Annotated in this window: 26 protein-coding genes; 6 read left to right on the top strand and 20 right to left on the bottom strand. The window is 49.8% G+C overall.

Annotated elements, in window-relative coordinates:
• The first annotated feature begins 17 nt into the window (after positions 1 to 17).
• On the top strand, positions 18 to 1598 hold the full coding sequence (locus tag DHN43_RS17425) for a BCCT family transporter (protein WP_108819443.1): 1581 nt from the start codon (positions 18 to 20) through the stop codon (positions 1596 to 1598).
• Between the two features lie 77 nt (positions 1599 to 1675).
• Here the strand turns inward: DHN43_RS17425 and DHN43_RS17420 are convergent, their stop codons facing one another.
• Positions 1676 to 2350: a GntR family transcriptional regulator gene (locus DHN43_RS17420; protein WP_108819442.1), complete on the bottom strand. Its 675-nt coding sequence runs from the start codon at positions 2348 to 2350 to the stop codon at positions 1676 to 1678.
• Positions 2351 to 2636: 286 nt separating this feature from the next.
• Between DHN43_RS17420 and rirA the strand changes: the two genes are divergently transcribed.
• Positions 2637 to 3107, top strand: a complete 471-nt coding sequence (gene rirA, locus DHN43_RS17415) for an iron-responsive transcriptional regulator RirA (protein WP_082596779.1) — start codon at positions 2637 to 2639, stop codon at positions 3105 to 3107.
• A gap of 53 nt (positions 3108 to 3160) precedes the next feature.
• On the opposite strand, the gene DHN43_RS17410 is transcribed toward rirA, so the two are convergent.
• The 5 genes from DHN43_RS17410 to DHN43_RS17390 are packed head-to-tail and all read right to left on the bottom strand — an operon-like array spanning position 3161 to position 6427.
• On the bottom strand, positions 3161 to 4417 hold the full coding sequence (locus DHN43_RS17410; RefSeq protein ID WP_108819441.1) for a TonB family protein: 1257 nt from the start codon (positions 4415 to 4417) through the stop codon (positions 3161 to 3163).
• Entirely contained in the window at positions 4414 to 4800 is a 387-nt protein-coding gene (locus DHN43_RS17405) for an ExbD/TolR family protein (RefSeq protein ID WP_108819440.1), read from the bottom strand. The genes DHN43_RS17410 and DHN43_RS17405 overlap by 4 nt, the downstream gene beginning before the upstream one ends.
• 33 nt (positions 4801 to 4833) lie before the next feature.
• Positions 4834 to 5217, bottom strand: a complete 384-nt coding sequence (locus DHN43_RS17400) for an ExbD/TolR family protein (protein ID WP_108819439.1) — start codon at positions 5215 to 5217, stop codon at positions 4834 to 4836.
• Positions 5207 to 5941: a MotA/TolQ/ExbB proton channel family protein gene (locus DHN43_RS17395; protein ID WP_108819438.1), complete on the bottom strand. Its 735-nt coding sequence runs from the start codon at positions 5939 to 5941 to the stop codon at positions 5207 to 5209. Before DHN43_RS17395 ends, DHN43_RS17400 begins: the two co-directional genes overlap by 11 nt.
• A 42-nt stretch (positions 5942 to 5983) precedes the next feature.
• The gene (locus tag DHN43_RS17390) at positions 5984 to 6427 is read right to left on the bottom strand and encodes a hypothetical protein (protein ID WP_063286812.1); all 444 of its coding nucleotides are present in this window, start codon (positions 6425 to 6427) and stop codon (positions 5984 to 5986) included.
• A 299-nt stretch (positions 6428 to 6726) separates the two neighbouring features.
• On the opposite strand from DHN43_RS17390, the gene hemP reads away from it, so the two are divergent.
• Positions 6727 to 6894 carry a hemin uptake protein HemP gene (gene hemP / locus DHN43_RS17385; RefSeq protein WP_082596781.1) on the top strand — a complete coding sequence of 56 codons (168 nt, stop codon included), beginning with the start codon at positions 6727 to 6729 and terminating at the stop codon, positions 6892 to 6894.
• 68 nt (positions 6895 to 6962) lie between these two features.
• On the opposite strand, the gene DHN43_RS17380 is transcribed toward hemP, so the two are convergent.
• The 7 genes from DHN43_RS17380 to kynU all read right to left on the bottom strand — a co-directional run bounded on the left by DHN43_RS17380 (position 6963) and on the right by kynU (position 14064).
• The gene (locus DHN43_RS17380) at positions 6963 to 8162 is read right to left on the bottom strand and encodes an ABC transporter substrate-binding protein (protein ID WP_057462848.1); all 1200 of its coding nucleotides are present in this window, start codon (positions 8160 to 8162) and stop codon (positions 6963 to 6965) included.
• A gap of 81 nt (positions 8163 to 8243) precedes the next feature.
• A complete protein-coding gene (locus DHN43_RS17375; RefSeq protein WP_057462849.1) occupies positions 8244 to 9224 on the bottom strand; it encodes a branched-chain amino acid ABC transporter permease in 981 nt (326 codons plus the stop codon).
• 13 nt (positions 9225 to 9237) lie between these two features.
• Positions 9238 to 10110, bottom strand: coding sequence for a branched-chain amino acid ABC transporter permease (locus tag DHN43_RS17370; RefSeq protein WP_057462850.1), 873 nt, complete (start codon positions 10108 to 10110; stop codon positions 9238 to 9240).
• 14 nt (positions 10111 to 10124) lie between these two features.
• A complete protein-coding gene (locus tag DHN43_RS17365; protein ID WP_244273382.1) occupies positions 10125 to 10895 on the bottom strand; it encodes an ABC transporter ATP-binding protein in 771 nt (256 codons plus the stop codon).
• Positions 10895 to 11668, bottom strand: a complete 774-nt coding sequence (locus DHN43_RS17360; protein WP_108819437.1) for an ABC transporter ATP-binding protein — start codon at positions 11666 to 11668, stop codon at positions 10895 to 10897. The genes DHN43_RS17365 and DHN43_RS17360 overlap by 1 nt, the downstream gene beginning before the upstream one ends.
• Before the next feature lie 318 nt (positions 11669 to 11986).
• Positions 11987 to 12829 carry a tryptophan 2,3-dioxygenase gene (gene kynA / locus DHN43_RS17355; RefSeq protein ID WP_108819436.1) on the bottom strand — a complete coding sequence of 281 codons (843 nt, stop codon included), beginning with the start codon at positions 12827 to 12829 and terminating at the stop codon, positions 11987 to 11989.
• Between the two features lie 2 nt (positions 12830 to 12831).
• On the bottom strand, positions 12832 to 14064 hold the full coding sequence (gene kynU, locus DHN43_RS17350) for a kynureninase (RefSeq protein ID WP_108819435.1): 1233 nt from the start codon (positions 14062 to 14064) through the stop codon (positions 12832 to 12834).
• Between the two features lie 377 nt (positions 14065 to 14441).
• On the opposite strand from kynU, the gene DHN43_RS17345 reads away from it, so the two are divergent.
• Positions 14442 to 14900: an NUDIX hydrolase gene (locus tag DHN43_RS17345; protein ID WP_108819434.1), complete on the top strand. Its 459-nt coding sequence runs from the start codon at positions 14442 to 14444 to the stop codon at positions 14898 to 14900.
• Between the two features lie 15 nt (positions 14901 to 14915).
• Here the strand turns inward: DHN43_RS17345 and DHN43_RS17340 are convergent, their stop codons facing one another.
• Positions 14916 to 15671: an amino acid ABC transporter permease gene (locus tag DHN43_RS17340; RefSeq protein WP_199914828.1), complete on the bottom strand. Its 756-nt coding sequence runs from the start codon at positions 15669 to 15671 to the stop codon at positions 14916 to 14918.
• A gap of 244 nt (positions 15672 to 15915) precedes the next feature.
• Here DHN43_RS17340 and DHN43_RS17335 point away from each other — a divergent pair, with 244 nt between their 5' ends.
• Positions 15916 to 16698, top strand: a complete 783-nt coding sequence (locus DHN43_RS17335) for a transporter substrate-binding domain-containing protein (RefSeq protein ID WP_208995468.1) — start codon at positions 15916 to 15918, stop codon at positions 16696 to 16698.
• Between the two features lie 70 nt (positions 16699 to 16768).
• Here the strand turns inward: DHN43_RS17335 and DHN43_RS17330 are convergent, their stop codons facing one another.
• From DHN43_RS17330 to DHN43_RS17310, 6 genes are all read right to left on the bottom strand, one after another.
• Positions 16769 to 17428 (bottom strand): glutathione S-transferase family protein, encoded by a 660-nt coding sequence (locus DHN43_RS17330; RefSeq protein ID WP_108819433.1) that lies wholly within the window; start codon positions 17426 to 17428, stop codon positions 16769 to 16771.
• Positions 17429 to 17649: 221 nt separating this feature from the next.
• A complete protein-coding gene (locus tag DHN43_RS17325) occupies positions 17650 to 18420 on the bottom strand; it encodes a hypothetical protein (RefSeq protein ID WP_057462857.1) in 771 nt (256 codons plus the stop codon).
• Positions 18420 to 19487 (bottom strand): Rieske 2Fe-2S domain-containing protein, encoded by a 1068-nt coding sequence (locus DHN43_RS17320; RefSeq protein WP_108819432.1) that lies wholly within the window; start codon positions 19485 to 19487, stop codon positions 18420 to 18422. The genes DHN43_RS17325 and DHN43_RS17320 overlap by 1 nt, the downstream gene beginning before the upstream one ends.
• Positions 19484 to 19651, bottom strand: a complete 168-nt coding sequence (locus tag DHN43_RS27080) for a hypothetical protein (RefSeq protein WP_159096913.1) — start codon at positions 19649 to 19651, stop codon at positions 19484 to 19486. Before DHN43_RS27080 ends, DHN43_RS17320 begins: the two co-directional genes overlap by 4 nt.
• Positions 19651 to 19920: a hypothetical protein gene (locus DHN43_RS17315; RefSeq protein ID WP_057462859.1), complete on the bottom strand. Its 270-nt coding sequence runs from the start codon at positions 19918 to 19920 to the stop codon at positions 19651 to 19653. The genes DHN43_RS27080 and DHN43_RS17315 overlap by 1 nt, the downstream gene beginning before the upstream one ends.
• Positions 19921 to 19965: 45 nt before the next feature.
• Entirely contained in the window at positions 19966 to 21582 is a 1617-nt protein-coding gene (locus tag DHN43_RS17310; protein ID WP_108819431.1) for a glutamate synthase-related protein, read from the bottom strand.
• A 522-nt stretch (positions 21583 to 22104) separates the two neighbouring features.
• Between DHN43_RS17310 and mog the strand changes: the two genes are divergently transcribed.
• Positions 22105 to 22629: a molybdopterin adenylyltransferase gene (gene mog / locus DHN43_RS17305; protein WP_057462860.1), complete on the top strand. Its 525-nt coding sequence runs from the start codon at positions 22105 to 22107 to the stop codon at positions 22627 to 22629.
• Positions 22630 to 22631 lie beyond the last annotated feature (2 nt).

Below are 22631 nucleotides of genomic sequence, written 5' to 3'. Positions count from 1 at the left end.
AGATGGAGGAATAACAAATGTCTAACACTGGGAAAAGATTAGACACCTTACTGCTTTCAATAAGTCTGGGGTTTGTCATCGCCATTGTTGCTGGCCTGACAATCTTCCCTGAAAAGGGCAACGAGATAGCCAACTACCTGTTCGGTACATTCAATGCGATCTTCGGCACGCCTGTGCTGCTGCTTGTGTTTGGATCAGTTATCTTTCTGGCTGCGCTTGGTATAAGCAAATACGGCAATATCCGTCTGGGTGAAGGCAGCCCTGAGTACAGCACATTCGCATGGGTTTCCATGATGATCTGTGCAGGTCTGGGTTCTGCAACAGTATACTGGGCCTTTACTGAGTGGGCATATTACTTCAACGCCCCTCCTCTAGGAGTTCAGACTGGTACGACTGCGGCTTACGAGTTGGGCACTGCTTACAACCTGTTCCACTGGGGCTTCAGCGCCTGGGCAGCTTACTGCATTGTCTCTTTGCCAGTTGCTTACCACTTCCACGTTCGCAAGAACCCTGGTCTCAGCCTTTCAGCTGTGTGTACTGCTATCCGCGGTGACAAGCCGATCACTCCGCTTTGGCGCTTGATCAGCCGTGTGATTGACGTGATCTTCATCTTCACCATCTTCGGTGCACTTTCCATCACACTTGGTGTGTCTGTGCCGATGGTTTCTGAGATCCTGTCTTCTCTGATCGGTATTGAACCAACCTTCAATGTGAATCTGGTTCTGATCCTGATTATCTCAGCATTCTTCTCTCTGAGCTCATATGTGGGCATTCAGAAGGGTATGGCACGTATCAGCTCCATGAACACATATCTAGCAATCGGCTTCTGTATTGCTGTGTTCCTGGTTGGCCCAACAATGTTCATTGCGAAGTCTACGGTGAATGGTCTTGGCATCATGATCCAGGATTTCATCCGCATGAGCCTTTACACTGATCCGGTTGACAATGGCGGCTTCCCAGAAGGTTGGACAATCTTCTACTGGCTCTACTGGATCACCTACACTCCGTTCGTGTCCATCTTCGTGACCAAAATCTCCAAGGGTCGTAGTATCCGTGGTGTCATCACGAATATGCTGCTTAGCGGTAGTGCTGGTTGCTTCTTCTTCTTCGGTATCCTTGGTGGTCTGTCTCAGTCCGCAAACGTAAACGGTCTTGTTGATGTTGCTGGTCTCGTGGCTTCCGGCGAAGGAAACCAGGCGATTGTTCAGGTCATGAACACCTTGCCACTCAGCGCGATCTTCATCGTTCTGTTTGCTCTGGTCTCCGTTCTCTTCCTGGCAACCACTCTGGACTCTGCAGCTTTCACCATGGCTGCGACCTCTACAAAAGGTCTGAAAGAGAACGAAGAGCCATCCCCAATGCTGCGCCTGTTCTGGTGTGTGATGCTGGCTGCAGTTCCACTTGCGATGATGTTCATTGACGCTCCACTGAACACCATCAAAACATGTGCCATCGTAACCTCTATCCCACTGATGTTTATCATCAGCTATATGGTTTACGGATTCATCAAGTGGATGCGTGAGGACTTCGCTTTAACAAGTGGCGAAGATATTCTCCGGCAGTCCCGCGAAGCAGCTGGTGCTGTTCCTGCGGAATAAGCTTTCTCCTCAGGCAAAGCAAAAGGGCGACCTCCGGGCCGCCCTTTTTTATGACTATCTCAAATCGTCAAGCACTATCAGTCGTCAGTCGCCAGCTTCACATGTTCATATTTCAGCTTATGGCCCATTTCAGTGAAGGTACTGATGTTCTCAATAGCGAGCTTGCGGGCTTTTTCCGCCTCACCAGAGCAAATGGCTTCCACTAAACCGACATGGGTGTTCGCACTGTCTTCAATATCAAAGTCAAAATGCGTGATGCGAATATAAATTGAGAGCTGATTGATCACGCTCTTGTACATGTGCGCCAAGCGTGCGCTCTCACTCAGTTCAATGATTAGCTTGTGAAGCTCAAAGTCATAGAACGTAACTTCTGTAAGTGAGACACCGTCTTGCTGGCAGATCTCCTTGAAGACCTCCAGCTCTTTACGCAGCCGAACAGCCTTTTCCGGCGTGATCGTTTCAGCTGCCATTTGAGCAGCCTGACTCTCCAGCGCGACACGAAGGTGGTAGATTTCCCAGATATCGTGGTCCGTCAGTGTCGTCACGCTCCACCCTGCATAAGGCTTTTGCGAGACAAGTCCTTCGCTCGAGAGTGTGTTCAACGCCATGCGCACGGTTGTGCGTGAAAGCTCCAGACCTTTTGCAAGCGTACTTTCCGTCAGCTTGTCGCCTGAGACATAATGACCCGCCAAAATCTGCTGCCTCAGAAAGTCTGCGGCTTGCTCCTCAAGGCTTTGTTTTGAAATCTTCATTGGAACTCAATTGCGTCCGTCGTGTTCACTCTCATATTTGAGCTGTATCACCATTAGCTTGCTGAATAAATGACGAGTTTCTCACGCCAGATATTTGCTCTGTGATTATTGTAGGATCAGCTGGATTTAGATATATTTTGCACGTGCACTGGCAAAAGAACGGTGTCGGGTCTGTTTCCAGCACCGACAAAGTTTTTAATGACTCTAAACTGGGAATGGTTTATTGTTGAGTTAGAGATGCATATTTTTATTGACGACAGACACCGGAAGACGCATAGCTAATATTATGAGACTCACTCAACAAACCAACTATGCTGTACGTGCCCTGATGTATTGTGCGGCAAATCCTGGCAAGCCAAGCAAAGTTGCTGAGATCGCGGCTTCGTTTTCCATGTCGGAAACTCACCTTTTCAAGATCATGAAGGTGCTCGTTGACGCTGATCTGATGAAAACCATCCGAGGGCGTAACGGTGGTATCGTATTGCCACGTCCAGCTGAGCAAATCAGTGTAGGACAGGTGGTACGTGCAACTGAAGAGTCATTCCTTCTTGCTGAGTGCTTTGACAGTGGCCGTCAGGACTGCCCGCTCGTCAACCACTGCGGCTTCAATTCTGTTCTGCATGAAGCGCTAGAAGCATTCCTCGGTGTGCTCGACAAGTGCACGATTGCGGATCTTGCTGACAACCGCGCGAGCATTCGCCACCTGTTGCAGATTGAAGACCCACTTCTGCCAAAGAATATGGCTGCTGCTGAGTAAGCGCACCAAGAGCGACGAGATGATCAGGCAGCGAACATTCGCTGCCTTTTTTGTTAGTTTGTCTGGAAGATAATTGAGGTTGCTCTACGCACTGAATTGCCTCTGATTGATGGTGGCAAAGGCGGAAACGGAGCAGCAGCTTTGACCGCTTTCACTGCAGCCTTATCGAAGTTTTTATTCCCGCTTGAGCGCACCATCTGAACTTGTGAGATAGCCCCGCTCCTGAGCACAACATAACCCACTCGAACGCTACCAGATTTGTTACGCCTCTTCTCTCGTCTCGGGTATCGTCTATCCGCGGCACGCTGGATTTTCTTTTTCACCTTGCCCCAGTAATTGCTCGTCGCAGCATTGCCAGCGCTGTCACCGGAGCCTGCGATGTTGTTGCCATTCTTTGAGGTGTTGGAGCCTTTACGGGCGACCTTGGAGCCACGAGCAGAATTAACATCCGAGTTACCTGCTTTCTTGGCAGGTTCTTTCTTGGCTTTTGGTGGAGCCTTCTTGGCAGTTTTCTGCGGCAGCTTGGGACGTGGCGGCGCTGCTCGTGGGACGGGAACCGTTACTGCGGCAACTTCAGTTTCAACAGGCTTTGCCTCAAGCTCTTTCTTTTCATCAACGGGTTCTGCGAGCTTCTTTTCTACCGGCTTCAGTGCTTCCGGAGTTTCCTGCTCCACCACTTCCAGTTTTTCTGGTTGAGATAGTTTGGCTTCGTCCGGTTTGACTAGGTCTTGTGGCTCTTTCAGCTTCACAGGATCAACGTCATTAGTCGGATCTACTGGTTCTTGCTGTTTAACAGGCAGAACTTTTGCAACTTCAACGGGCTTAATCTCCTGCACCTCAGCAGGTTTGATTTGTTCGGGCTGAAGCTCAAGTTTGAGCGGCTTAATTTCTTCTTTTGGCTTGATTGGCTCAATCTCAGCCTTGATAGTAACACCTTCAGCAACAGGTTCTGGTAATGGTTTCACAGCCTGCGTTGCAATCGGTTTGATTGGTGTGATCTCTGCTTTAACCAGCTCAATGGGCTCAACAGACTCAATCTCTTTGACTTGCTCTATCGGAGTTTCAATCTCACGAGGCTCAACTTCATCTGGCTGGTCCGGCTCAATCGGTTCAACAACTTCCTTAAAACCTGCAATAAGATCCTCAATCGACCCGACGACAGAAAGTGACGTTGACCGTGTTGAGGCAACCTGAACTTCAGGGGCCCGTGTATAGAACCAAGCAAACCCAGCTGCGTGAACGCTGACAGACACGAGTAAGGCGGTCGTGAGAGCTGAACCACCGATTTTCCTGCGAATGCTCTTCTTCATTGGGCAGCCCTTACAGTGACCAATGTAATATCAGAGAAACCTTGTTTTTTCAGCGCGGCAAGGGTTCTGGCGAGTGTCTGACCAGACAGTGCCTTGTCAGCAACAACCATCAGAGGGTCTTTATTACCGTCCAGCGGTATCAGATCCTCAACATGAACTGGTTGTTCGTTTTGGCTTATCGATCCATCAGGAGCGATAATCAGCGCTCCGGCAATAAGCTCACGACTGGATTGCTCCTGCGTTTCTGCAGGGCTCACGTTTTTTGCATCGTCTCTATCAATTGAACCTGCAAAGAGGAAGAAGATGAGCATCAGGAACACGATATTGATCAATGGAATCGTGTTCTCAAATGTCCTCTTTTGTGGTTTTGTCTTCAGACGCATTCTTTAAACTTCTTATTTCGCAATATTCTGAATTCAATTGCCAACGATCGTCGCTGACCAGCCTGCTGTTTTAAGCATCTCAAGCGCACTCACGACATCCTGCACGGTGGAATCCTTGGCAGGGATGATCGCCACAGGTCGTACTTTTTCTATACCTGCGTTGTCGAGCGCCGCAATCAACGCCTCAACCTTCACCCGATCACCGTTCACCGACAGCTGTCCTTCTGCGAAGACTTGCAGCAGGATTGGGGACTGTTCCATTTGCCCTGCGCCCTCAGCGCCCGATGTCACATCCAACTTTTGGTATATCGAGAACGTGGAAGCGAGCATGAAGAACATCAACAAAAGGAAGATCACATCAATCAGAGATGTGAGACCAGGCGCACGACTTCTTTTTAGAGCCTCACTAAGGCGCATCGTGAACAACCTCAAAACGTGGCTGTGTTCCAACCTGTTCCGCTTCTTCAGTTTGAGTAGCGATGGACGTGACTGCCCCGGTGAAGAGTTCAGTGACGATCTTTTCCATTGCGCCCTGCTCTCGTTCGATGCGGCCTTCGAACAGTGACAGCATCACGGAAGCTGGGATTGCTACGGCCAGACCAACGGCTGTTGTCAGCAACGCAACCCAGATGCCACCTGCCAGAGTAGATGGATCGACCTGCGAACCAGCGTCGGCCATAGCCTGAAACGCCCCGATCATACCAAGCACTGTTCCGAACAGGCCGAGTAGAGGAGCGATCTGAGCAATCATATCCAATGCCCGCAGATAACTGCGAAGATCCGCAAGATGCGTGAAGCAAACGCGCTCGACATCCTCCCGGACTCTTTTTTCAGGCACCTGCGGTTTCATAAGGCCACGCATGGCATGTGCCAGAACATCGGAGACCGGAGAGCGATCTGTTACCACGATCCTGTAGGCCTGATCACGCTTCCCAACACGCCAGAAGGCCACGGCCTGCTCAGCTTTGCGATGACGACCAACGCCTGCAATCCAGAACTGCCAGAGTTTTGCAATGACAATTGTTAGAGCAAGTACGCTGACAACCAGCAGCAATCCAACAACCACACCACCTTTTGCAAGCAGATCCATAAAAGGTGTCATTGCTTCGGTCAGGCCCAGGTTTTCAATCATGGCATTCATTCTGGAAATCTCGTTGTTTTTCTAATTCAGTTCTGCAGCGGTTCAGAGTGTTAGTTCTATCGCAGCGCGAGAGGATACATTCAATGAGTCTAAGCAGCTAGCCGGAGATACATTTTCAGCTCCCTCGCACTGGCTGACATCATTGATGAGCAATGACGAGATGTCTGCACAACTGCTGGATGGGAGGTCATACTGCTGAACTCGCGTCTTTCCGGAAGGAAGACGACCTGTTTTCATGCTCAGGAAATCAGCAATTCCGCCAGTACTATCAAAGACTACCAAGTCCAACGCCAGTTGATTGATCTCATCTTTAAGGTGATTGCGAACAAGAAGGCTTACACGACACCCGTTCTGAGTGGTCTCAGCTTTATTCAACTGGAGAGCGATCACTGGTTCTCTTGTCGTGTTTGCTGCTTCAGCTGCAGTTATTTGCGTTATCCACAAGGCAGCAAGAGCAAGTGAAAACAGCTTAACCAACTTATTCATAGGACCCCAACCCAAAAATTAAAACTTAGTTGCAAATGCAAATCAGTCGCAGATATCAAGGATATCGTGGGCTGGCTGGCTGTTGAGGGAGAGAGAAACAGCTGGCTTGCGCATCGATACAAACCCTACTCCAGGACGGTTTGCGGGAGGACGCGATCTCCAGCAATTATTGAGTAGGCATTGCACTTGTAATAAAACATGAATATGAAAGTCAAGAAATAAACGCGATAGAGTCCCCCTAGCTCTTGAGGGTATCGCGACCATCCACGCTAGCCAAAATTGGGGAAAGGCTGAGGCGAATGACTGATATGGAAAAAGCTCAGGAAAGCTCACAAAGTCAGCCACATGAGCGCACTGTTGATAGCAAGGCACTCTTTGGCGATGAGCGCGAGATCACAATCTCCCATCGCGAAGATAACTACCGATTGTCGATCACGAAACTTGGCAAATTGATTCTTACTAAGTGAGAAGTTTGCCATGAAAAAAGCCGGCCTGAGATGAGGCCGGCTCTTTCCTTATTTGACTGTTCTGAGCCTTAGTTCAAAGCCTGCTGCAGCGCGAATGCATCGCCTTCGACCTTGAACAGGCCGTAAGAACCAGGGACGTCGCCAGCATTGTCAAAGTTCAGGTCGCCAGATGCGCCCTTGTAGTCGATGTCTTTGCCAGCTGCGATCAGCTCGACTGCCTTCTTCCATTCACCAGGAAGAACAGCTTCGCCCTGTCCGTCGGACACAGCAGCCATTGCCTCGGAAACCTTAGCAGCGTCACCACCAGCTTTTTCCAGAGCCAGAGCCATCAGGAATGCAGCATCGTAGGAGTTGGATACGAAGATTGCATCCGGGTTACCGCCAACCGCTTTGTACGCTTCGTTGAAGAGCTCAAGGCTGTTGGACTTCTCGCCTACTGGAGAAGAAGCAATGAATGTGGTCAGATTTTCAGCGCCGAGTTCACGGATGATTGCATCTGACTTCATGCCATCGCCCCCAACGAAGTTGGTGAAGAAACCGTTTTCCAGCGCCTGACGCAGGATGGTCAGGCCAGTGCCGTCACCATAATCGAAGATTACAAGTGTATCTGCGCCACCACGGGACAGCTCAGCAAGGTTGGAACGGTAAGATGCCTTACCTTCTTCGTGTGCTGAATATCCAGAAATCTCACCGCCGTTTGCTTCAAACTCAACTTTGAACGCATTTGCGAGGCCACTGCCGTAGTCGTTATTAAGGTAGGCAACAGCAACTTTCTTAGTGCCGAGGTTCAACAGCGTACGCGCGAGTGAGCGCCCTTGGAAGTCATCGGAAGGTACTGTACGGAATACCTGACCTTTGTCTTCCAAACCTGTGATTTCAGGGGAAGTCCCTGATGGTGTGATCAGCGTGATACCAGCAGGAACAGTCACAGAGTTCGCAACAGCCAGAACTGAACCAGAGCAGTGTGGGCCGATAAGACCCGCAACCTGTTCAATGTTTACCAGCTTGGTTGCGGAATCCACGCCGTTCTGCGGGTTACACGCACTGTCGCCCACAACAGCTTCAAGCTTCTGGCCACCCAGAATACCGCCCTGCTCGTTCACCTGCTGGATAGCCAGTTTTGCAGAGTCCAGCATTGGTGGAGCCATAGCCGCGATTGGACCAGAAATACCTCCCAGAAGACCGACTTTTACATCAGCCTGAACAGCGTTGGATGCAAGTGCAGTAGCGCTGAACAAGCCTGCTGCCAATGCGATTTTCTTAAGCATCAGTTCACCTCCAAAGAGCCCTGTTTCAAATACTATCCGGATTGACCAGGGCGTTAAAATTGATTTCCACGAGTGCTGGCGTTACTTCGCTGCACTTTCTTGTTTTTGAAAGGTTTTGACTTCTGGACTGCCAGCGGTTCCCTGAGGTTCCGGCAAGATCCCTTCCGGTCTGAACCGGAGGACCAATTGCAGAAGCAAGCCAATGATAAACACGCGCATGTACTTAGCTTTGATGGCGTATTCTGTTGGTAGCTGATCCGTTACAAACTCTGACGCAGACCAGATGATCCAGACAACGGCAACGCCAAGAAGTGCACCGCGGTTGTTACCTGAGCCACCGAGGATCAACATAATCCAGATCAGGAATGTGGCGATCATCGGGTCGATGGCTTCAGGGGTTATGGAACGGTTAAAGTGAGCGAACAGCGCACCACCAAGCCCCATCACAGCAGCACCGAAGATGAATGCTTCCAGACGACGCGCCTTGATGTCCTTACCCATTGCCGTTGCAGCATCTTCATTGTCACGGATGCCACGCATCATGCGGCCCCAGGGAGCCGAAATCTGACGCTCGATAGCCCAGTACACGACGAGCACGATGGCAAAGACCAGAGCAAGATAAGCCAGCTGGGAATACAGATAGGACAGATCACCAAATGGACGCGGGATCTTATTCACGCCGCGTGCGCCACCTGTCATCCAACCTTCTGACTTCACGACCAGACGGATGATTTCCGCCACGCCGATTGTCGCGATTGCCAGATAATCAGAGCGGAATCGTAAGCAGACTTTACCGATTGGCCATGCAATTGCGCCAGCAGCGACCATCGCACCGATCCAACCCACAACAACGGGCAGCTGGTAGCCACCCAGATGGACAGCGGATTCTGGTGCCGTGAGCAGCGCAGATGAATAAGCTCCAACAGCGAAGAAGCCCGCAATACCTGCGTTAAAGAGGCCTGAAAAGCCCCATTGAATATTAAGACCGAGAGCCAGAAGGGAGTAAATGCCGATAAAGATCGCCATGAACACCGCATAGTTAAGCAGACCGATGAGTTCCATGGTTCTTCTCCCCCTACAGAACTTTACCCTTGAGCAAGCCAGTTGGCCGCACAAGAAGGATGAGCAGGAGGATCGCAAACGCCATGGCGGCCTTGTACTCTCCCGGGATAAACAGAACAGATGTTTCTTCAGCTATGCCAACAATCAAGCCGCCAATGACTGCACCTTCCACACGCCCTACACCGCCAAGAATTGCAGCTGCGAACATTGGCAGAAGCATCGTCCAGCCCATGAGTGGTTTCAGTTCTGTGTTGATGCCAAGGAAGAAACCAGAAGCAGCACACAGAACACCGACGATGCCCCAAGTCAACATTGTGATCTTACGGTTATCAACGCCAGAAAGCAGCGCAAGATCCGGGTTGTCGGACATGGCACGCATGGCCTTGCCCCACTTGGTTTTCTGCAAGAACGCCCACAACACGCCAACGATCACAAACATTGCAATGATGGTGTAGATCTCGCGATCACGGATGCGGATGCCCCAGTAATCATCCGGTCTGACGATACCACGGGTATAGGTTTCGGTATCAACACCCCAGACCACCTGAACAACAGCACGCAACATCAGCGCGATGCCTAGTGAGGACATCACCACGATGATCTTTGGTCGCTCCGAGAGGTAGTCGTAGAATAGTTTGTCGATGCCGATCGCCATAAACGCACAAACAACCATAGCAACGGGAAGAGCAACCCAAGGGCTTACTCCGAAGATGGTCACCACGCCGAGGGCCGCAAATGCGCCAAGCGTTGCGAGGTCACCATGCGCAAGGTGCGCAAATCTCAAAATACCGAATACCAGCGTGATACCAACTGCGCCCAGAGCGTAAATTGAGCCCAGTACGATCCCCGGCATGAGGTAAAAATTGACGAATTCCATGAATGGCATTGGATTTTCCCTTATTACCCGCCGAGGAACATTTCAGCGACTTCACGATCTGCGAGCAGCTCCTGCCCCGTTCCTTCATGCCGGTTGCTACCAGCTGCAAGAACGTAGCCTTTGTCAGCAAATGCCAATGCTTGCTTGGCATGCTGCTCTACGAGCAAGATCGAAAGACCTGCATCACGCAGGTTGCGGGTGATCTCAAAAATCTGCTCCATGTATTTTGGAGAGAGACCAGCGGTCGGCTCATCCAGCAAGAGCAATGACGGGTTGAGCATTAATGCACGGCCCATTGCCACCATTTGACGCTGACCGCCTGACAGGTTTCCAGCCAACGCATTGCGGCGTTCTTTGAGATCAGGGAACAGGGTGTAGACCCTTTCCAAGCTTTCAGAAATGTCACCTTTCCGTAGGAAGGCCCCCATTTCGAGGTTTTCGTGAATGGTCATCTCACGGAAGATGTTGTTGACCTGAGGGACGTAACAAACACCGTGCTGAACAATACGGTTTGGCTTCCAGCCCGCGATGTCTGTTCCGTTGACGACAATAGAACCACCGCGAACCTTTAAAAGGCCAAAGATCGCCTTCATCGCAGTCGATTTGCCAGCTCCATTCGGGCCAACGATTACAACAATTTCCTGCTCGGTCACTTGCATATCGACACCCTGCAGGATGTCTGCATCACCATATCCGCCACGAACACCTGTCATGGTGAGGATTGGTTTGCCGGAGTATTTTTGTTGCACGGAGTTCTTTGACATTGGTTGCTCTGCAATTGCTTGAGACGTCATTAGAGTGCAGCCTCCCCAACCGTTTCACCGAGGTAGGCTTCAAGCACCCGCGCATCAGAACGAACACTCTGGAAATCACCTTCAATCAGAACCGAGCCTTCCGCCATACAGATGACCGGATCGCAGAGCTTCTCGATCATCTCCATATCGTGCTCAATCAGAACGAATGTGTAGCCACGTTCCTGGTTCAGGATTTGGATTTTGTCTTCAAGGCGGCGTAGCAGTGTTCTGTTGACACCTGCGGCAGGCTCGTCCAACAGAACAAGCTTTGCATCGGTCATCATTGTACGACCAAGCTCAAGAAGCTTTTTCTGTCCACCGGACAGATTACCTGCACGCTCATTTACAACATGAGACAGTTCCAGAAACTCCAGTGTCTCTAAAGCTTTCTGGCGTACTTCTTCTTCTTGCTTCTTCACGTTGCCAAAGCTGAGCCAGTTCTGGAATAAGCTCTCACCCTTTTGAGCAGGCGGAACCAACATAAGGTTTTCGAGAGCTGACAGACGATGAAACTCATGCGGGATCTGAAATGTACGTACCAAGCCTTTATGAAACAGCTGATCAGAGCTGAGGCGCGTTACATCTTCTCCCAAAAATTTAATTTTTCCAGCAGTTGGCTGAAGGGCACCGGCAATCAGATTAAACGTTGTGGTTTTACCAGCTCCATTTGGACCGACTAAACCTGTGATTGTGCCCTTTTGAACCGAAAATGAGCAATTATTGACGGCTCTAAACCCGCCGAATTGCTTCGACAGCTGTTCGATTTCCAGCATTATTATCCCCCCAGACTGCAAAGGACTGGCGTTTTATTGTTGTCAAGCACCTACCTAATGCCCTTAGTAGCATATTATTTCAAGGCAGAAGTCCGCGCCATTTGCAGCCTAATCACTCGATTATTGTGGTTCTATCTGGACAAGTTGAGTGAAACTTTCCAGATTCCATCTCCTAACAACCGTCCCATAAGTTGCGAGGAAACAGCTTCGACTGCTCATATATTGCCTGAAACATATAGATAATTCCACTTATATGCGCAGTTTGAAGAGATTTTAGAACAAAATAATTTCATAAATTGAGTAATTTTTGCAGCAATCTTACAGATCACTGCGCACCTGCCAAAGTTCTGGAAACAGCACAGTATCCAACATTTTTTTCAGGTACGGTGCCCCTGAAGTGCCTCCAGTGCCCATTTTGCTTCCAATAATACGCTCTACAGTTGTAAGGTGATTGAATCGCCACCGACGAAAAAAGTCCTCAAAGTCGATTAACTTCTCCGCGAGATCGTAGAAATGCCAATTATCACGTGGATTGCGATATATTATTTCCCAAGCCTTCTGAACTGACGCATCAGTTGTATATGGCTTGGTGACATCCCGGTTGAGTACTGCATCGGAGACTTCGAAGCCTGCACGCGCCAAAGCACGCACCATCTGATCATAGATGCCCGGTGCCTCATAAATCTGATGAAGCCATGCTGATACTTCCGGCATATGCTCATGTGGTTTCATCAGGGCCGGGTTTTTGTTACCGACCACAAATTCGATGGCACGGTATTGATAGCTTTGGAATCCAGATGACTTGCCGAGGCTATCACGAAACGTGGTGTAATCGCTTGGTGTCATGGTGCGCAGAATGTCCCATGCACTGTTGAGCTGCGCGAAGATCTTGTTGACGCGAGCCATTAGCTTTGAAACCTCAGCAAACTCATCCGCTGCCAAAGCTGAGCAAGCCTCCGACATCTCGCGGATCGCCAACTTCATCCAAAGTTCTGCCGTTTGATGCTGAATGATAAACAGCAGTTCATCATGAGCTTCGGTCAACGGAGCCTGCGCACCCAACACGTCGGGAAGACGAAGGTAATCGCCATAAGACATGTTTTCTTTGAAAGAGAGCTCAGCCCCATGATGCTCTAATTTGCGATCAATACTCTCAACCATGCTTATGTAACCTTGCTTTTTTGATGGTATTCCGGCTTATCCCAGAGATCACCTGCAATAATTTCTTCAAGAATTTCAGCAGCTTTAAAGACTTCTGCAAAGGAGAGATACAAAGGAGCAAACCCGAAGCGGATGATGTTTGGTGCTCGGAAGTCTCCAATCACTCCGCGATCAATGAGCGCTTGCATGACCGCATAGCCCTGCTCATGGCGGAATGAAACTTGTGAACCGCGCTTAAGCGGATCAATTGGTGACGCAAGTTCCAAATTAGGACAGCGGCGCTTGACCTCGGAAATGAACAACTCACTCAATTCGATGGATTTGCCCTGCAATGCCTCCAAAGAGGTTTCATCGAAGACATCCAAAGATGCATCCAAAGCGGTCATGGCAAGAACCTGAGGCGTGCCAACTCGCATCTGGTCTGTTTTCGCAGATGGAGTGTATCCCAGATCAAAGGCAAACGGCGCATCGTGCCCCATCCAACCCGTTAGCGGATTGCCTGAATGGCTTTGATGTTCGGGCGCTACATAAACAAATGCCGGAGCGCCGGGACCACCATTCAAATACTTGTAGGAGCAACCAACAGCAAAGTCCGCTTTCGCTTCCTTCAGGTGGACCGGGAAAGCACCAGCAGAGTGGCAAAGATCCCACATTGCTAATGCACCAACGGAATGCGCTTTTTCAGTTAACGCTTTCATGTCGTGTTTGCGGCCCGTGCGGTAATCCACCTCAGTGAGCATCATGACTGCGATAGTTTCATCAAGAGCAGCTTCAACCTCTTCCGGAGCGACCAGGCGCAACTCTATATCGCCGCCGGTCAGTTCTTTCAGGCCTTGCGCCATATAAAGGTCAGTTGGAAAGTTCCCGGTATCGGAGAGGATAACTTTACGGTCCGGGCGCATCTTGATGGCAGTCGCCAGAACTTTAAAGACATTAAGAGAGGTGCTGTCAGCGCAGATCAAAGTTCCATCATCAGCTCCAACGAGCTTTGCAATCCGGTTTCCGACTTTGCTTGGCAGGTCAATCCAGCCGTGGCAATTCCAGCCTTTGATGAGACTTCTACCCCACTGCTCTTCGACTGCACTGGCTAAAACCGCAGACACATTCTTAGGTAAAGCCCCCAGTGAGTTTCCGTCCAGATAGATAATCCCATCAGGAATTGAGAAAAGCTGGCGCAAACGAGCGAGCGGGTCAGCTCCATCTCTTTGCTCAATGCTTACTGCATCCAGTTCCACTATCAGCCCCCTATTATCGTTTTTATGATCACACTCTTTTTGGCATCAAATCAATACCGAGCTGTGATTCCATTTTTAATATTTCAAGTTTAAAGTATTTTTAGCAACAGTCTCGCCATGAAGTCTAGGTAAAAAGTATTATCTGGAAATTTCAGAACAAATATTCTAAATATGTAGAAAAGGAAATAAATCTCGCTCAATCGGGCTGCAATCACAGCGATATCTTGCAATAGCGCTGAAAAAATATAAGCAGTACACTAGATAGTTAGGGGCAGACCCAACTTCCTACCAGAAACAAAGGAAAACTCTGCTCACGGCTGAAGATCTGGATCAAACAAAAATGGAACAAGGCCGGATCACTGTTAAGGAAGAAACCCATGAAGAGTGCCCTTAGAAAGACAGAGGCACAAGTCTGGCCAGAACCAAAACGCCAGTTTGCTGCACTGCCTTTCAAGAAGAATAAAAAAAATAAACTACAAATTCTTCTGATCACGTCCCGCGAAACCAAGCGCTGGGTTCTCCCTAAAGGCTGGCCAATGAAGGATCTCAGTGGTGGAGAAGCGGCCGAGCAGGAAGCCTTCGAAGAAGCTGGCATTAAAGGTGAGCTGACAGATCAAGCTGCGGGCATTTATCATTACCCTAAGCTTCGGGTCACCAAAGAGCCGATCCCTTGCCGCGTGAAGGTTTTTCCGTTGGAAGTGACTGAAATGCTTGAGGACTGGCCAGAGAAGGACGAACGCACACGGAAATGGTTCTCCGTGAGCGATGCTGTTCATGCCGTTGATGAGCCGGAACTGAAGGCTTTACTGGCAAACTGGTCACCTGAGAAAAACTAGGTAACAGCCTGTTTGCTAGGCATGCTCCGCCTTAAAACGACGCTCCAGCCAACGAACCCCTTGCGAGACAATCAGGATCAACACCAGATACTCCAGCACAAGGACGCTGTAGATTTCGAGTGGTCGGTATTCTGTGACGACTAGCTCATTTGCACGCCTTGTAAGGTCTTGCAGGCCAATCACAGATACCAAACTCGACATTTTCAGCATGTAGACAAGTTGGTTCCCAAGGGGTGGCAGCATACGGCGGATCGCGAGTGGGAGAATGATAAAACGAAGCCGCTGGAAATAGCTCAGCCCAAGAGAGCGACCCGCTTCGATCTGTCCTTTATCGACTGACTGTATACCTGCTCTGAAAATTTCAGCCTGAAACGCGCTGTCTGACAGGGCAAGAGCCAGTACACCTGCCCAGAACACGTTGATTGAGATATTCGCGACAACAGGCAAGCCGTAATAAACCCAAAAAATCAGCACCAGACTTGGCACTGAGCGCACCACTTCAACGTAAGTTCTGTTGAACGCAATTCCGTACTTATTGTCTGAAAGCCCCGGCAGAGCGACAATAAGGCCAACGAACATGGAGATTGCGATTGCTGTGAGCGAGACACTGACTGTTTCTTGCAGCCCGGCGATCATGAAACCGAGATTAACTCTTCCTGTCTCAGTGTCTGGTGAGACTACATACCAGCCCCACTGGTCACCAGTGCAGCCCGCCAAAACGAATGCCAATGCGACGAGCACTGCTGCATTTCGGAATTTCAAGGTATCCACCTTCCAAGTTTAAGAAGGCTGCCAACGGAAGCAAAACACGTAAGCAGCTCATGTATCTGCCTCAACACAGATAGATTGCCGGACACAAAACCTAGAGTGTCGTGCGCTCTTATACAAATCTTATAGAGACTTACCGCACACAATTAATTGAAGTCGGTTTTCTCTCAAAAACAGCATTGTAGTTATCGCTAAAATGGCTAGGTTTGCATTGGGCCAGATTCCAACTGCGTTTCAAGGAACTCTCATGAAGATGCTACGTTCATTTCTTACTGTAATTTTCGCCGCGGGCACGTTGTTCTCCGGCTCTGCATTTGCACAATCCGCGCTTAATAAAATCTTGGATTCCGGTGAACTGAGGGTTGGTACAACCGGAGACTGGAACCCAATGTCTGTTCGTGATCCTGCCAGCAATGGTTATAAAGGGTATGACATCGACATCATGAACGAGCTCGCAAGCGATCTTGGTGTGAAGCTTACCTTTATTCCAACCGATTGGAAAACCTTGGTGAATGGCATCGTTGCAGGCAAGTATAACCTGACTGGCTCTGCTTCAATCTCCCCAAGCCGCATGAAAGTAGCTGGTTACTCTGAGAGCTACATCTCGGTTGAGATCCTGCCGTATACGACCACCAGCAAAGTTGGTGAGTTCAACAGCTGGGACAACATCAACCAGAAAGACGTGACGGTCGCAACCACGCTTGGCACTACATTTGAGAAGCTGAGCAAGGAATGGTTCCCGAATGCGACTATCAAGGTTGTTGAGGCACCTGCTCGTGGTTATCAGGAAGTGCTGTCAGGCCGCGCTGATGTTTTCATCACCTCCAACATTGAAGGTGCTACGCTGAAAGCGAAGTTCAAGCAGATCACCAACGTGCCAGTTTCTGAAAGCAGAAACCCGACCCCGATCGCTATGTTGATGCCGCAGACTGATCAGGTTTGGATCAACTACATCAACAACTGGATCAAGATTAAAAGAATGAATGGTTTCCTTGATGCGACAGCTCAGAAATGGGGCTTGGCGCAGTAAAAACTGTTCATGAAGAATAAGAAAGGCGCCTCAAATTGGGGCGCCTTTATCTTTTGGGTTCACTGCGCGCTTATGCGTCTACCTGAATAAACTTCGCAACCCAATCCTGCATCGCTTTGCGGTTTATATCGATTGACGTTGCTGCATGAGAGAGTGATTGCATAGCTTGCCACCAATGTTGGCATTTAGGCTTCAGCATTAGCTCTCCACCAAACATACCAGCAAGCTGCTGAGCCTGAGAAAACGTTGTGGCAAAGGCTACATCAACCAAAGTGACATGATGACCAATCGCATACGGCTCAGCCTCAATCATGTCTTCCAAACGTTCAAACGCAACACTCATGTCATTGATCAACTGCTTGTAGACTTCATCCCTCGGCGGCTTTCCGGCTTTGATTGGGGCATAAAATGCACGAACGGATGGCTCAATACGCGTGTCGTGCAGGCCCATCAATGCTCTGACTTTAGCGCGCTCGATAGGGTGTTCTGGCATTAGCGCTGGAGACGGTGTGGTTTCCTCAAGATACTCAAGGATCGCGTTTGAATCTGACAGAGCAGCTTCACCATCCTTCAGGCCGGGAATTGAACCCGCTGGAACGATCTTCTTATAAGCAGCTGATCCATATCCATCTGGGGGCGGTAGCTCGGCGTAATCCAGATCTTTCATATCCAAAGCAATTCGAACTTTCGCGCAGAATACGGATTCTGGGTAGGCATAAAATTGTATCATTGGATCACCAGATTGTGCTTAGCGGCGGCGCTGCTTTGTGCGCACGCTTGGGAACATGCGGCAAACAAGAGCGCCTAGGAAGGAGGACGCAATACAATTTGTGTTGCACTGAAAACGTGGTGTTTTTAGCAGTCTATGAATTGTTTCGCCACTTCAACCTTTGGGTACGCTGTTTTTGGGCGGCAAACTGCTTCGCCGCCGTAAGTGCTGTCTCCGATAAGCTAGAGTTGTTTAGCGCTGTCCAGGTTCACCTTGAAGATCATCAGATCATCCCGGCGCTCGACCTCACCTTCCAACGAAATCAGTAGAGCAACCCAATCTTCAACCTCAGCAGTCAAGGGCTCACCATTTTCGTCAGCCAATACGAAGAATTCACTTCCCATAAGAGGTGTAGAAGTCACAAAAACGGGAGGAATACCGCCAATGATGCAGAGATTTGCGCAGGCTTTGTGGGCTAATCCGACGCCCGGACGCATTGCGCCATTGTAGCATTTACCGTCACAAATCTCACCGGTTAGACGCCATTTGCCTAAATGTTCTGCTGGTGCTGGGGTAAAATTTTGGACCGGATTTTCCGCGGCGCGAAGAGAGACCTTACCTCCGACCTGCAACATATCGAGATCACCACGCTTCAGCAAAATGCCGCCAGCATCAACAGGCTGACCATCCAAAGGGCCGGCAAGTTGCTGCATGCCGCGTTTGCCAATACCAGAAATCAGCATAGCATGCGGCTTGTCACGCCCATCTTCTCCAGCAGGAAGCCGGAGTAGTGGGTAAGGTTTTGCATCTACATAGCCTGTAAACGTTTGATATCCAGCGCCCCATGCAAAACGGGCGTCACCCGGGTCCGGAACAGACGAGCCAATACCAAACGCCACGCCTGCTGCTGCGCCAACGAGAATTGCAGAGATTAGGAACAAGAAGCCTTGCAGGCTCTTTGGTGGCTTTTTCGCCCAACCGATAAAGAAGGGATCTGGTTTCTTTTTGGCCATTAGCTTCCCTCAGCCATTATCGGAGAAACAATAGGTTCAACATACGTTCCCGGTGGCAGAGCCTCTACGTTCAGCCACAAACGACCGTTTTCCAATTTGAGCCGATAGGTGGAAATTTTCTCTGTAAATGGAGGTGGAGATTTTCCATCTTCCAGACGGTACTGATAACCATGCCATGGGCAGGTCACACAACCATAGACAATCTTACCTTCTCCCAAAGGTCCGTTCTGGTGGGCGCAAACATTGGAGATCGCAGAGAGTTTCTTGCCATTTCTGAAGATCGCGACGCGCTCATCATCGGTAATGGAGATAATTCGCGCCCGCTTATCAGGAACATCTTTTGGATCACCTGCATCCATCCACGTGCCGCTGTCATCCATCGTATTCTGTTGCGTATCAAAGAGATGCTCTTTTCTTGCAGCAAGCAAGTGTAAAGTGGCGACAAGCGCAACAGACGCACCGACTGCAGTGGTCATGAAAGGACCGGCAGCGCTCTGCAAAGCACCGAGTGCAACATGGGCAACAACCAGCGCATAAGCCAGATAGATCCCCATATGAAGTGTCTTCCAAAGCGTAGGCTTTAGGAAATGGAGCCAGAAATCATGACTTGTAACTGCGAGAATGGTCAGGATCAGAAGGGCAAAGACGCCGAGGATTTCGAATGGGAAACCCAGAAAACGGTCGAAGCTGGTATTTACAATGAAGACCGAGACGTAACGATTAATTGGCGAGAATGCATTGTACCAGCCAAGAATGTTGTCGACATGGAAGTAGGCCAGCACGCAAGTGATCACGCCCAGGTGACGGCGGTTATAAAGAAGCGGCAGGAAGCGCTTGTCCAGTCGAGCTAGTGGCCCGATACATAGAATAAATGTGAGTAGGAAGAAGACACAGGTACCAAATGCCTGCGCTTTGTAGATATCCCAATCAATCGGTCTTGTGACTGTCTGGAACATCGGCGCGATGTAGATGTAGATTCCCAGATATGCGCCAACAGTTGCCAAGACGACGGCATCATAGACAAATTTTGTACGGTTCCAGATTACCGGTACATATTTAACACTCACTGGTTTGCCTCCAGAGCCGACTTTGCTGTGTCGTCAAGGGGAACAGGCGGCTGTTCGTGCGTTCCTGTCGGACGCATCAAAAGCGCTAGGCCCAAAACGAGAGGAATGAGAATGGCCAGAATGAGCCAAATGGTGCGGTGGGCTTTTCTATAGGCACGTTGCATTACTTCTTGGCCTCCTGCTCTTCGTGGAGTTCTTTTTCTTCTTTATCGAGCAAGATTTTTTCACCGGAGCGTTCCAGCGCAATCCAACGCACAATGACGATTGGCCAAAGCAGGATCAGCCCCGGGATGATTTGCAGGCGGAAAAGAAAAGCTCCACGTGCAGCAAGTTCCACGCGCCCAAGGCCAAAACTGATAAAGGCCAGTGCGACGACAAGGCCAATCACGCAGTAAATTTGTGCAATCAGAATAATACCTTCAGCAACAATCATTTCTGCACCCTACTGATTTTGTGCTGCCGTTGATGGCAGGGAGAATTAGTCATTGGGGCCGTGCCCTGCCCAGTTGATACCAGCAAGCTCCGACATTTCCTTCTTCCAACTTGTAATATCGTCGATAGAGAAATCGGAGATATGCGCATGCCCGCAAGCCCGGGCCATCACCTTCATCAGTTCAACTGAGGCCGTGAAAAACTTCTCCAGGCGCTTTGCAGACTTTTCAACTTCCAGACGCGCGACCAGATGGTCTTTCTGGGTGGCAATACCGACCGGGCAGTTGTTGGTGTGGCATGCTCTCATGGCGATACAGCCGATGGCCTGCATTGGCGCATTCGCCAGGGCTATGGCATCGGCACCCAAGGCCATTGCTTTCACGAAATCTTCCGGTTTGCGAAGACCGCCGGTGATGACAAGCGTTACATCCCGTTGACCACTGCGATCCAGATGACGACGCGCTCTCGCCAACGCCGGAATGGTTGGAACAGAAATGTTATCTCTAAACACGAGCGGCGAAGCACCGGTGCCACCGCCACGCCCATCGAGGATGATGTAATCAACGCCAACTTCCAGAGCTGCATCGATATCTTTCTCGATATGCTGCGCAGACAGCTTGAAACCAATTGGGATACCGCCAGTCTTGTCGCGCACTTCATCTGCAAACTTGCGAAAATCTGCTGGTTTCATCCACTCAGGGAATCTTGCAGGCGAGATGGCGCCCTCTCCCGGTGGCAATCCTCTCACCGCGGCGATTTTCTCAGTCACTTTCGCAGCTGGGAGGTGCCCGCCAGTTCCGGTTTTTGCTGCCTGTCCACCTTTGAAATGGAAGGCCTGAACTTTTTCCAGCTGATCCCAAGAGAAACCAAAACGTGCAGAAGCTAATTCATAAAAATAGCGTGTATTTTCTGCTTGCTCTTCTGGAAGCATCCCACCTTCACCAGAACAGATGCCTGTGCCAACGCTCTCAGCTCCGCGAGCAAGCGCAATTTTGGCGGGTTCTGATAGTGCTCCAAAGCTCATGTCTGAGACAAAGAGGGGAATTTTCAGGAGCAACGGCTTCTGGGCTTTGGGGCCGATAACAATATCAGTTCCAACAGGTTCTTCATCCAACCGCGGCGGCTTTTGCAGCTGCGCTGTCAGTATCTGAATGTCTTCCCATTGAGGTAGTTCTGTTGTCGGCACTCCCATAGCTTCAATTGCGCCGTGATGGCCCGTCTGCTTCAGACCTGCCCGAGCGTATGTCTGAATCAGTTTGTTATGAGGTTCTTCTTCCGTACCATGAAAGTCCGCATACTCACCTAGATAGGCTTTGCGGAAATAGGGCTGCGGATTGTCCTTAGCCCATGCCTTCACTTCATCTTCATCAACATAGATGTTGCCGTCTTCGACGAAATGCGTGAATTTTCGCAGGCACTCTTTGTTGTCATAGGCGCTGACGCCGGAGTTCAGGCGATAATCCCACTGATGCAATCCACAAATCAGATTGCGACCTCTGACATATCCATCAGAAAGCAATGCACCGCGATGGAGGCAACGACCGTAGAGGACGGAGATGTCCTCATCGAACCTTACGACAACGAGATCCACCTCGCTAACAAGTGCATGAGCAGGCTTACGATCTTCAAGTTCATCTAATGCAGCAACTTGCACTTTACGCATTAAGCGGATTCCTTACGCTTTGCAGCCCAACAGCTGTTTGAGTGCATTTCAAAATTCAGATCGCCAAGCTATTCTACGTACTTACCCATATCTGTTCTATTTAGCACAGCTGCAGAGTACATGTCCGAAACATCCCGGCGCATCAAAGTTGTAAGCTGAGAGTGTCTTAGAATAACTGCACATGACCTTACCCAAAGTTAGTATCGGACTTGCAAAAGACCATTACTGTTACGGGTAAAATGCATCTCAATCTGTTGCAGCTTCTCCCCCGGATTACGTAGATTACATCCTAAAAACTTCAGTAATGACGGGATAGTAACGTTTAAACAAAGAAGCGTCAGTCTATCAAAATACACAGTGAGAAACACATGGGGAGTAGATGGCAAACCGTAGAAGGATACGGGCTCTCTGCAGGCCTGAAAGAATAAGAGGACAAGGAAAGTAGCAGGTAATTAATGTTTGAACCCAAGCATTTCCACGCTTACTCTCGCTGCAAATCATCCGTGTCTATGAGAGATATCCATGAAGATTGCAGCTGTTACCATCTCCGATCGCGCCAGTGATGGAACTTACGAAGACAAAAGTGGCCCAGCTATTCTCGCATACCTTGAAGAAGCTGTGACCAGTCCCTGGGAGCCCATCCATAAGATCATTCCGGATGGAATCGAAAGCGTCAGCACTACTTTGAAGCAATTGGCTGATGAAGATGGCATCGACCTCATCCTTACAACAGGCGGAACAGGCCCCTCTCCTCGCGATCTGACTCCGGAAGCTATGGAGCTCGTTATGGAGAAAGAGCTTCGCGGGTTTGGTGAACTGATGCGTCAACTATCCTTGAAAGAGGTGCCGACAGCAATTCTTTCACGTCAAACAGCTGGCATTCGGGGCAAAAGCCTCATCATCAACTTGCCAGGCAAACCAGCCAGCATCAAAACCTGTCTTGATGCAGTGTTCCAGGCAGTGCCGTACTGCCTTGATCTGATCGGTGCTGGGCGCATTGAAACGGACCCAGATGTAATTGTGGCGTTCCGCCCAAAAGCGAAGTAAGC

It is taken from the genome of Pseudovibrio sp. Alg231-02, from assembly GCF_900143565.1.
In the GTDB taxonomy this organism is placed as follows: Bacteria; Pseudomonadota; Alphaproteobacteria; order Rhizobiales; family Stappiaceae; genus Pseudovibrio.
The sequence above is the reverse complement of the archived record's forward strand: the minus strand, read 5'-3'. Positions and strand labels throughout refer to the sequence as shown.

Bases quoted from the DNA above. Each gene is read 5' to 3' on its own strand.
- DHN43_RS17425 (WP_108819443.1), top strand. From the start codon at position 18: ATGTCTAACACTGGGAAAAGATTAGACACCTTACTGCTTTCAATAAGT.
- DHN43_RS17420 (WP_108819442.1), bottom strand. From the start codon at position 2,350: ATGAAGATTTCAAAACAAAGCCTTGAGGAGCAAGCCGCAGACTTTCTG.
- rirA (WP_082596779.1), top strand. From the start codon at position 2,637: ATGAGACTCACTCAACAAACCAACTATGCTGTACGTGCCCTGATGTAT.
- DHN43_RS17410 (WP_108819441.1), bottom strand. From the start codon at position 4,417: ATGAAGAAGAGCATTCGCAGGAAAATCGGTGGTTCAGCTCTCACGACC.
- DHN43_RS17405 (WP_108819440.1), bottom strand. From the start codon at position 4,800: ATGCGTCTGAAGACAAAACCACAAAAGAGGACATTTGAGAACACGATT.
- DHN43_RS17400 (WP_108819439.1), bottom strand. From the start codon at position 5,217: ATGCGCCTTAGTGAGGCTCTAAAAAGAAGTCGTGCGCCTGGTCTCACA.
- DHN43_RS17395 (WP_108819438.1), bottom strand. From the start codon at position 5,941: ATGAATGCCATGATTGAAAACCTGGGCCTGACCGAAGCAATGACACCT.
- DHN43_RS17390 (WP_063286812.1), bottom strand. From the start codon at position 6,427: ATGAATAAGTTGGTTAAGCTGTTTTCACTTGCTCTTGCTGCCTTGTGG.
- hemP (WP_082596781.1), top strand. From the start codon at position 6,727: ATGACTGATATGGAAAAAGCTCAGGAAAGCTCACAAAGTCAGCCACAT.
- DHN43_RS17380 (WP_057462848.1), bottom strand. From the start codon at position 8,162: ATGCTTAAGAAAATCGCATTGGCAGCAGGCTTGTTCAGCGCTACTGCA.
- DHN43_RS17375 (WP_057462849.1), bottom strand. From the start codon at position 9,224: ATGGAACTCATCGGTCTGCTTAACTATGCGGTGTTCATGGCGATCTTT.
- DHN43_RS17370 (WP_057462850.1), bottom strand. From the start codon at position 10,110: ATGCCATTCATGGAATTCGTCAATTTTTACCTCATGCCGGGGATCGTA.
- DHN43_RS17365 (WP_244273382.1), bottom strand. From the start codon at position 10,895: ATGACGTCTCAAGCAATTGCAGAGCAACCAATGTCAAAGAACTCCGTG.
- DHN43_RS17360 (WP_108819437.1), bottom strand. From the start codon at position 11,668: ATGCTGGAAATCGAACAGCTGTCGAAGCAATTCGGCGGGTTTAGAGCC.
- kynA (WP_108819436.1), bottom strand. From the start codon at position 12,829: ATGGTTGAGAGTATTGATCGCAAATTAGAGCATCATGGGGCTGAGCTC.
- DHN43_RS17345 (WP_108819434.1), top strand. From the start codon at position 14,442: ATGAAGAGTGCCCTTAGAAAGACAGAGGCACAAGTCTGGCCAGAACCA.
- DHN43_RS17335 (WP_208995468.1), top strand. From the start codon at position 15,916: ATGAAGATGCTACGTTCATTTCTTACTGTAATTTTCGCCGCGGGCACG.
- DHN43_RS17330 (WP_108819433.1), bottom strand. From the start codon at position 17,428: ATGATACAATTTTATGCCTACCCAGAATCCGTATTCTGCGCGAAAGTT.
- DHN43_RS17325 (WP_057462857.1), bottom strand. From the start codon at position 18,420: ATGGCCAAAAAGAAACCAGATCCCTTCTTTATCGGTTGGGCGAAAAAG.
- DHN43_RS27080 (WP_159096913.1), bottom strand. From the start codon at position 19,651: ATGCAACGTGCCTATAGAAAAGCCCACCGCACCATTTGGCTCATTCTG.
- DHN43_RS17315 (WP_057462859.1), bottom strand. From the start codon at position 19,920: ATGATTGTTGCTGAAGGTATTATTCTGATTGCACAAATTTACTGCGTG.
- DHN43_RS17310 (WP_108819431.1), bottom strand. From the start codon at position 21,582: ATGCGTAAAGTGCAAGTTGCTGCATTAGATGAACTTGAAGATCGTAAG.
- mog (WP_057462860.1), top strand. From the start codon at position 22,105: ATGAAGATTGCAGCTGTTACCATCTCCGATCGCGCCAGTGATGGAACT.